Source organism: Streptomyces sp. SAS_272, assembly GCF_052543235.1.
The window spans coordinates 45,521-51,588 of record NZ_JBMNDR010000039.1 but is presented as its reverse complement, the minus strand read 5'-3'; the positions used below and the strand labels follow the sequence as shown (position 1 = coordinate 51,588).

Annotated in this window: 5 protein-coding genes; all 5 read left to right on the top strand. The window is 72.6% G+C overall.

Going from position 1 to position 6,068, the window contains the following annotated elements; genetic code table 11:
• Positions 1–2 precede the first annotated feature (2 nt).
• The 5 genes from ACN6LD_RS22320 (at position 3) to ACN6LD_RS22300 (ending at position 6,063) form a co-directional block, all read left to right on the top strand.
• Positions 3–1,409: an alkaline phosphatase PhoX gene (locus tag ACN6LD_RS22320; RefSeq protein ID WP_445044086.1), complete on the top strand. Its 1,407-nt coding sequence runs from the start codon at positions 3–5 to the stop codon at positions 1,407–1,409.
• 518 nt (positions 1,410–1,927) lie between these two features.
• Positions 1,928–3,511, top strand: coding sequence for a TROVE domain-containing protein (locus ACN6LD_RS22315; RefSeq protein ID WP_319188660.1), 1,584 nt, complete (start codon positions 1,928–1,930; stop codon positions 3,509–3,511).
• Between the two features lie 100 nt (positions 3,512–3,611).
• The gene (locus ACN6LD_RS22310) at positions 3,612–4,337 is read left to right on the top strand and encodes a GntR family transcriptional regulator (RefSeq protein WP_445044085.1); all 726 of its coding nucleotides are present in this window, start codon (positions 3,612–3,614) and stop codon (positions 4,335–4,337) included.
• 58 nt (positions 4,338–4,395) lie between these two features.
• Positions 4,396–5,412 (top strand): 1-aminocyclopropane-1-carboxylate deaminase, encoded by a 1,017-nt coding sequence (locus ACN6LD_RS22305; RefSeq protein ID WP_319188664.1) that lies wholly within the window; start codon positions 4,396–4,398, stop codon positions 5,410–5,412.
• A gap of 78 nt (positions 5,413–5,490) precedes the next feature.
• Positions 5,491–6,063 carry a TetR/AcrR family transcriptional regulator gene (locus ACN6LD_RS22300; protein WP_319188665.1) on the top strand — a complete coding sequence of 191 codons (573 nt, stop codon included), beginning with the start codon at positions 5,491–5,493 and terminating at the stop codon, positions 6,061–6,063.
• Positions 6,064–6,068 lie beyond the last annotated feature (5 nt).

Below are 6,068 nucleotides of genomic sequence, written 5' to 3'. Positions count from 1 at the left end.
CGCTGGCGGGCAGCGTAGGCGCCCTCGCCAGCGCGCCCAACGCCCTCGCCGCCACGGACGCCGACCACACCGCGGACGCCGCGGACGCGTCGCGAGGGACGGCGGCCGACGGGCGCCACGGGGTCGGCTACGGACCGCTGCTCCCCGACCCGGACGGCCTCCTCGCGCTGCCCGCCGGGTTCAAGTACCGCGTCATCACGTACAGCGGCAGGACCAAGCTGGAGTCCGGCGAGATCACCCCGTCCAACCACGACGGCACCGCCGCCTTCTGCGGCCCGCGCGGCGCGACCCTGCTCGTCAACAACCACGAGCTGAAGGGACCGCGCGCGGGCTGGCAGCACCCGGTCCCGCTCACCGAGGGCCTGGTCTACGACCCGGCGGCCGCGGGCGGCTGCACGGTCGTCGAGGTGCGTCCCGGCGGGCACGTCGCCGAGTGGGTCGGCATCGCCGGCACCTCCACCAACTGCGCGGGCGGCACCACGCCCTGGGGCACCTGGCTCACCGGCGAGGAGACCGAGGACAAGGCCGGCCAGAACGGCATGACCAAGGACCACGGCTACGTCTTCGAGGTCGACCCCGCCGACCGCCGCGCCAACCGCGCCCCCAAGCCGATCAAGGCGTTCGGTCGCTACGCCCACGAGGCCGTCGTCATCGACCCCCGGCGCGGCCACGCGTACCTCACCGAGGACGCCTCGGGACCCAACGGCCTGCTCTTCCGCTGGACCCCGCCGGCCGGCTTCCACCACGGCCGCGGCAGGCTGCGCACCCTCGCCGACGACGCGGGCGTCCTGCAGGCCTTCAAGTGCTTCGACTCGAACGGCAAGTTCGTCGACGACCTCTCGCGCGCCACGAAGACCGGCACGGTGTACGGCGTCGACTGGGTCGACGTCCCCGACCGCGACGCCCGCACGGTGTCGGTCCGCAAGCAGTTCACCGCCGGCCAGGTCACCCGCGCCCGCAAGCTCGAGGGCATGTGGTGGGCCGACGGCGGCACGTACATCGTCTCCTCCTACGCCCGTGACGAGAGCCCCGTACAGCACGACGGCGCCGTGTGGTTCTACGACCCCAAGCGCCGCACGCTGACCCTGAAGGTGCTCCTCGGGGTGAACCCCGACCCGTCCGTCGACGGCGCCTTCGACGGTCCCGACAACATCACCGTCTCCCCTTACGGCGGCCTCGTCATCGCCGAGGACGGCGAGGGCGTCCAGCACCTCTTCGGGGCCACCGACAGCGGCCGCACCTACCCCATCGCCCGCAACGAGCTGAACATCGGCACCGAGGACGCGCCGGAGTACAGCGAGTTCACCGGCGTCACCTTCTCGCCCGACGGCCACACCCTGTACGCCAACATCCAGACGCCCGGAATCATGCTGGCGATCACCGGTCCGTGGAAGCGCCACAAGCGGTAGGCGGTGAACGGCATTTAATTCGCTCGCCCGCCCCGCGGCCCTCCTCCTAAAGTGATGCATGTCCAGGTGCGAAGGCAGGACCTACTTCCACTCTTAATGGGGAGGCCGCGGGTTCGAATCCCGCCGCCGGCACGACATGCCGGTGTAGCTCAGGGGCAGAGCACCTTGTCGGTTCCGCCGGCCTCGATCTCTGGACACCACAACTTCACAGCACCTTCCGGTGCGCGGGCTGCGGCTACTTCTCTCCAACAGAAACCGATGCCGCCGCCGAACTGATCTCGGGAGGCGCAGCATGAGGTGGGTGCCCGGTGCGCAGGCAACGGTTACTTCATAGGGTCAGACGGTCGCGGGTTCGAGTCCCGTCATCGGCTTCGGGCCGGTGTAGCTCAGTCGGTAGAGCATCTGGATAAGTCCGTCGCCGACCCCTGATCTCGGGCACCTTCCCTTTGCCGCGCCTCCCCGAAATACGAGTCGCCGACCGGCGGACTCGATGAAATTCGAATTCGGGGGAATTCACCATGGCGCGTTTCAATGTCCGTGCCCGCAAGGCGCAGCCCACGTCGCCCGTGACCACCACGGGCCGCACGACGGCCACCCACCAGGGCGGCCGCGGCCACGAGCGGGACGCCCGCTCCGAGCTCTTCCTGCTGGCGGTGGCCAACTTCGTCTCCCAGCAGACCTTCTACGAGGCCGGCGAGGCCCGCGACGACCGCTTCGCGAAGCTGGTGCGCGAACTCGCCGTCAGCGACCCGGACTGGACGGCCGGCCTGCTCGGCTGGCTGCGCGGCGAGGGCAACGTCCGCACCGCGGCGCTCGTCGGAGCCGCCGAGTACGTCCATGCGCGGCTGGCGGCGGGCGCCACCGGCGGCCCTTCGAACCGGCAGGTCGTGGACCGTGTCCTGCAGCGGCCGGACGAGCCCGGCGAGCTGCTCGCGTACTGGACGACGACGTACGGCCGCAACATCCCCAAGCCCGTCAAGCGTGGTGTCGCCGACGCCGTGCGGCGGCTCTACCACGCCAAGTCGCTGCTGAAGTACGACACCGCGTCCAAGGGCTACCGCTTCGGCGACATCCTGAACCTGGTGCACGCCGCACCGGATCCGGCCAAGCCGTGGCAGGGCGAGCTGTTCCAGTACGCCCTCGACCGCCGGCACCACCCGGAGACGGCCGTGGCGCCCAAGTCGCTGCCGCTCCTGGCGGCGCACCGCGACCTGATGGAACTGCGTCCGGCCGAGCGGCGCAGCGTCGTCACGGGGGCACGCGGCGCGGAGCGTCTGGCAGAGGCGGGGATGACCTGGGAGGCGCTGGCGGGCTGGTTGCAGGGGCCGATGGACAAGGCTGCCTGGGAGGCGGTCATTCCGTCCATGGGGGCGATGGCGCTGGTCCGCAACCTGCGCAACTTCGACGAGGCGGGAATCTGCGACGAGGTCGCCGCCCAGGTGGCGGCGAGGATCAGCGACCCGGCGGAGGTCGCGCGCTCGCGGCAGTTCCCGTTCCGGTACCTCGCCGCGTACCGGCACGCGCCGTCGCTGCGCTGGGCGTACCCGCTGGAGCGGGCGCTCGGCCACTCGCTGGCCAACGTGCCCGCGCTGCCCGGCCGGACGCTGGTGCTCGTCGACCGCTCGGGCTCGATGTTCTACTCGCGGCTGTCGGAGCGTTCGGAGCTCAACCGGGCCGACGCGGCGGCGGTCTTCGGCACGGCCCTCGCTCTGCGGGCGGCCGACGCGGACCTCGTCGAGTTCGGCAGCACCAGCAAGGAGATCACGTTCCGTAAGGGGGAGTCTGTGTTGAAGATTCTGGAGCGCTTCGGGGACCTCGGCGGTACGGACACCACCGAGGCCGTGCGCCGGCACTACCGCCGGCACGACCGGGTGCTGCTCGTCACCGACGAGCAGTACGCCTTCAGCCGCCACGGCGGCCCGACCGACCAGGTCCCGGCGCACGTGCCGGTCTACACCTGGAACCTGGCCGGATACCGCGCGGGCCACGGCCCGTCGGGCACGGCGAAGCGGCACACCTTCGGCGGGCTGTCGGACGCGGCCTTCCGGATGGTGCCTCTGCTGGAGGCAGCCGACGACACGAAGTGGCCGTGGGCGGCCTGAGTCCCGCGGTCGTGCGGCCCGCGCCTTCACCGAAGGCGCGGGCCGCGTGTCTTTCCCTCGGCCTTGCCGTGCGGAGGACTGATATCTAACATTTCAGTTCATGGAGGCTGTGCCACGCACTCTGCTCAGGGACCGCGCCTACGCGGCGATCCGTGACGCCATCGTCGCCGGGGCCATCGCGCCCGGCGCGGTGGTGCGCGACGCCGATCTCGCGGAGCGGCTGGGACTGTCCCGGGCGCCGGTGCGCGAGGCCTTCGCGCGGCTGGTCGACGAGGGTCTGCTGGAGAGCAAGCCGCAGAGCTACACCCGCGTCACCCCCGTCGTCGCCTCCGACGTACGGGACGCGGCTGCCGTGGTCGGCGCCATGCACGAGCTGGTCACCCGGATCGCGGTGCCCCGGCTGTTCGCGGCGGACGTCGAGGGGATGCGCGCCGCCAACGAACGGTTCGCCGCGGCCGTGCGCGCCGGAGACGTGGAGGCGGCCCTGCGCGCCGACGACGAGCTGCACGACGTCCTCGTGCGTGCCGCCGGCAACCGGGCGGCCGCCGCCACCGTCGCCCGCTACACACCTCTCATCCGGCGGTTGGAGCGACGCCGCTTCGGCGAGGGCGGCGCCTGCCGCTCGGCCGGACTGCACGGTCGGCTGATCCGGGCGTGCGCCGTCGGCGACGTGGACGAGGCGGTCCGGGTCACGGCGGAGATCTGGCGCACCCTCGCGGACCTCGTCGACACCGAGGGCGCCGACTCCGCCGACACCGACACCGACTCCGGCGACGACACCGCCCCCTGCGCCGACATCGACGCCGGCGAGGACGGCTCCGACTGACCACGCGGCCGTTCGCGCGAACCGATGGCACCGACCCACCCCTGCCCCCGGAGGCACCGTGTCCCTCTCCTCGTACGAGCGTTACCCCCTTCTCTTCGGCCCCTCGCCCGTCCATCCGATGGAACGCCTCACCGCCCACCTCGGCGGAGCCGCCCTGTGGGCCAAGCGTGAGGACTGCAACTCCGGGATCGCGTACGGCGGGAACAAGACCCGCAAGCTGGAGTACCTGGTCGCCGACGCCCTCGCGCAGGGCTGCGACACGCTCGTCTCGATCGGCGGAGTGCAGTCCAACCACACCCGCCAGGTCGCGGCCTGTGCCGCCCGGGCCGGGATGAGGTGCGTGCTGGTGCAGGAGAGCTGGGTCGAGTGGCCGGACTCCGTCTACGACAAGGTCGGCAACATCCTGATCAGCCGGCTCGCCGGCGCCGACGTCCGGCTGGTGCGGGCCGGGTTCGGGATCGGCTTCAAGGAGAGCTGGGAGCAGGCGCTCCGGGAGGTCGAGGAGTCGGGCGGCAGGCCGTACGCGATCCCGGCCGGCGCCTCGGACCATCCGCTCGGCGGGCTGGGCTTCGCGAACTGGGCCCACGAGGTCGCCGAACAGGAGCGTGAGCTGGGCGTCTTCTTCGACACCGTGATCGTGTGCTCGGTGACCGGGTCCACCCAGGCGGGCATGGTCGCCGGGTTCGCCGCGCTGGAGGAGGCCGGCGGCCGGCCCCGGCGCGTCCTCGGGATCGACGCTTCGGCCGAGCCCGCCAGGACCCGGGAGCAGATAGCCCGCATCGCGCACCGCACCGGCGGGCTCATCGGAGTCCGGCGTGAGCTGACCGTCGAGGACGTCGAACTCGACGAGCGCTACCACGCCGGCGTGTACGGCGTCCCGGACGGGACGACGCTGGCCGCGATGCGGCTCGCCGCACGGACCGAGGGCATGGTCACCGACCCCGTGTACGAGGGGAAGTCGATGGCCGGGCTCGTCGACCTGGTCGCCCGCGGCGAGATCGGCCCCGACGCGACCGTGCTGTACGCGCACCTCGGCGGGCAGCCCGCGCTGAACGCCTACAGCGCCCTGTTCTGACCGCTCACGGCCGGTGTCCCGCGCCGACGCGGCCCGTTAGGGTGCGAAGGGAGTCCCCGGTGCGCGAGGAGTATGTGGATGCCGCAGGTCAGGCCCATGCGTGCGGACGCCCGCCGCAACTACGAGCGCCTGCTGAAGGTGGCCGCGCAGGCCTTCGCCGAGCACGGGGAGAGGGCCTCCCTCGACGACATCGCCAGGCGGGCGGGCGTCGGGTCCGGCACGCTGTACCGGCATTTCCCCACCCGGCAGGCGCTTCTGGAGGCCGCCTACCTCGACCGCCTCGAAGCGCTCGCGGCCCGCGCCGACGAGCTGGCCGCCCGGCTCCCCGCGGGCGAGGCGCTGGTGGAGTGGCTCATCGAGCTGTGCGCCGGGACGCTCGAGGTGCGCGGGATGAAGTCGCTGCTGGGGTCCGCCGTGGCGGACGGCGGAGCGGCGGCGGTCACCGCGTGCGGCGCGCCGGTGAAGGAGGCGGCGGCCCGGCTGGTGGAGGCGGCCCAGCGGGAGGGCGCCCTGCGGGCGGACGTCGACCCGGTCGACGTGCTGCGGCTCGCCCACGGCGTGGCCACGGCCTCGGAGCTGGCGAACGGGGACGGGAGCGCCGTCCGCCGGTACGTGTCGCTGCTGACGGAGGGGCTGCGCCCCGCGCGGTGACGGCG

What these genes read in the sequence shown, in the direction of transcription:
- ACN6LD_RS22315 (WP_319188660.1), top strand. Translation starts at nt 1,928, where the DNA reads ATGGCGCGTTTCAATGTCCGTGCCCGCAAGGCGCAGCCCACGTCGCCC.
- ACN6LD_RS22310 (WP_445044085.1), top strand. Translation starts at nt 3,612, where the DNA reads ATGGAGGCTGTGCCACGCACTCTGCTCAGGGACCGCGCCTACGCGGCG.
- ACN6LD_RS22300 (WP_319188665.1), top strand. Translation starts at nt 5,491, where the DNA reads ATGCCGCAGGTCAGGCCCATGCGTGCGGACGCCCGCCGCAACTACGAG.